Source organism: uncultured Thiodictyon sp. (assembly GCF_903828115.1).
Taxonomy (GTDB): domain Bacteria; phylum Pseudomonadota; class Gammaproteobacteria; order Chromatiales; family Chromatiaceae; genus Thiodictyon.
On record NZ_CAIKKU010000753.1, the window covers coordinates 1 to 2,772 of the forward strand.

The 2,772-nt window shown below is 68.8% G+C and carries 2 protein-coding genes; both read left to right on the top strand.

The annotated features are described in order from the left end of the window. Positions 1-386 precede the first annotated feature (386 nt). Positions 387-1,040 carry a hypothetical protein gene (locus QZY48_RS27815; RefSeq protein WP_295436882.1) on the top strand — a complete coding sequence of 218 codons (654 nt, stop codon included), beginning with the start codon at positions 387-389 and terminating at the stop codon, positions 1,038-1,040. 14 nt (positions 1,041-1,054) lie between these two features. Then, a complete protein-coding gene (locus QZY48_RS27820; protein WP_295436883.1) occupies positions 1,055-2,584 on the top strand; it encodes a COR domain-containing protein in 1,530 nt (509 codons plus the stop codon). The last annotated feature ends 188 nt before the right edge of the window (positions 2,585-2,772 follow it).

Sequence of the window (2,772 nt, forward strand, 5' to 3'; positions counted from 1 at the left end):
CGATCTGCTGTGCGGACCAGCGACCTCGCGGTGAGCCCGGCGGCCGGGACCATGACCAAGGCCGGTCGAGGCTAAGCAACGGCAAATCCATCCCGGCTCGCCCGGTCCGGCCGGGGTCATACCGGGCGCCGGGCCTGGTCGATCGGGCGCAAGCGGTCGAACGGGAGGCGGCGACTGAGTTTCCTGGACTGCTCCCACACCGACCTTGCCGACCTCGCCCCGCGGCCGGGCTCACTGCGCTCCAATCGCTCGACTGCTCGTACATCTTCTGGGGCACCCACCTTGCCACGCTGGCGGCACTCCCGGCACTCCCGGCACTTCGCAGACTCGATTGCTGGGAAACGCCTATTTCCGACCTCCCCGAGCCCCTGATTGGATCAGCCACTTTGGAAGCGTTGTTCCTCAGTACCGGCCGAGGTCTCGCCGAGATCCCGGCCGAGGTCCTGTCCCAGAGTTCTAACGATAACTGCCTGCCCCGCCTCCGCGCCCACCTCGCCGACCTGGGCACCGGTGCCGTACCCCTGCGCGACCTGAAGGTCATCATCCTGGGCAACGGCCGTATCGGCAAGACCCAGATCTGCCGTCGGCTGCGCGGCGAGCCCTTCGAGCCGGAAGCCGACTCGACCCACGGGATCAGCGTGACCTCGGTGGAGCTGGCGATGCCCCAGGGCCAGGACCCGGCGACCCTGAACCTCTGGGACTTCGGCGGCCAGGACCTCTACCACGGGACCCACGCGCTCTTCATGCGCACCCGGGCGGTCTTTCTGTTGGTCTGGACGCCGGGCAGCGAGTGCGGCGAGCACGAGCACGGGGGCCAGGTGTTCAGGAACCGGCCCTGCCCTACTGGCTGGAATACATCCGCCACCTGGGCGGCGCGGCAAGCCCGGTGGTGCTGGTCCAGAACCAATGCGACGGCGGCCGGGGCGAGCGGGCGAACCTCCTGGTGGACGCGGACCTGCTGCAACCGTTCGAGGAGGACGGTCGGCTCTTCACCCGGCTCGCCTACAGCGCCAAGGACGACACCGGCCGGGTGCGCCTGATGGACGCGCTGCAAATGGCGGTGACTGGGCTGCGGGAGGTCCAGGGCCGGCCGCTGATCGGGCGCAACCGGCTGGCGGTTTGGGACCAGTTGAGGGCCTGGCGCGATGCGGATACCGCCTGTCCGGACGCCGCCGGGCGCCAACACCGGCTGCTGCCCTACCCTGACTTTGAGTCGCTGTGCCGGACCGCGGCTGTCCATGGCCCCGAGACCTTCGCCGAGGTCCTGCACAACGCGGGCATGGTCTTCTACCGGCGCGGCCTGTTCGACGACCAACTGGTGCTGGACCAGTCCTGGGCACTGAACGCGGTCTATGCGCTCTTCACCCGCGAGGGCGGGGTCCATCGTACCCTACGTCGACTCGGCGGGCACTTCACCCGCACCGATCTGGATGACCTGCTGTGGCGCGGACGCGGGCTCTCGGCGGCCGACCAGAAATCACTGCTCGAAATGATGGTGACCAGCGGGGTCTGCTTCGTCCATCGCCGGGCCTATGCCGATGACGAGACCGAGTATGTCGCCCCGGACCTGCTCCCCGCCGGCCGGGCGGCCCTGTCCGAGGAGATCGCGGCGCGCTGGGACCCGCTGCCTGGGGAGCCGCTGGCGGCGGGCTTCGCCTATCCCTTCCTGTCGCCGTCCATCGCCCGGGCGGTGCTATCAAACATCGGCCAGTTGGCCGGTGCCACCGCGCTCTACTGGCGCTACGGTCTCTGTCTCTATGACGCGACGAGCCGCGCGAGCGCCATCGTCGAGGAGGTACCGGACGCACAAGGCTACGGCGGCCAAATCCGCATCCAGACCCGGGGCGCCGGGGCCGAGACCCTGCTGCGCGGCCTGGTGGAGTGGATCGCAAAGTTGAACGAACGCTCCGGATGGTCCAACCGTCTGCTGGAGGGCGCAATGCCGAGACCCCGCGATCCGATCCCGCCCGGCATCATGCCGGCCGCGCCCCCCGCCGTCGCGCCCGCCGAGCCGGAGGTCTATGTCTCCTACGCCTGGGCGCGGGAGCGCACGGACCCGCTGATCGGCGAACTCTGCGATGCCCTGGCCGGGCAGGGCCTGCACATCCGCCGGGACACCACCGGGTTGCAGCCGGGCGACCGGATCTCGCATTTCATGGAACGCCTGAGCGCGGGCCGCTGCGTGGTCGTGGTCTTAAGCGCCGCCTATCTGCGCTCCGCGTCCTGCATGACCGAGTTGTACCGGATCTACACCAATGCGCGCCGGCAGGGGGACGAGTTTCTGGGCCACATCGTGCCCCTGGTGCAGGACGATGCGCACATCGGCACCATCCGGGAGCGTGTCGAGCACGCGGCCTACTGGAAACAGGAGCATGACGGGCTCGCGGCACTGCTGCGCGAGCACGGCGCCGAGGTCTTGGGCGCGGCGGACTTCGCCCGCTTCAAGCTGATCGGTGACTTCTACCGCCAGGTGGGCGACATGCTGGCCCTGGCCAACGATGTCCTGCTCGCCCGCGACCGCCCGACCCTGTCGCGGGACGGATTCGCCATGGTCAGGGGTTTGATCGAGCGGGCGCTGGTCTGAAGAGTGACCTCACGCCAAGGCGCCAAGTTCGCCAAGGTTCTTGAGCGGCGCTCGGTCCGCACAGCGGACCCTTGTATGCTCTGTTCCAGGGATTGACAGGGATGGTGGATACACGGATGTTGCGGAGCGTGCCCGGGAAGCCGTCGGACCCTGAAGCCTCGAGCTTGTACGTAGATTGGCTCCCCGCC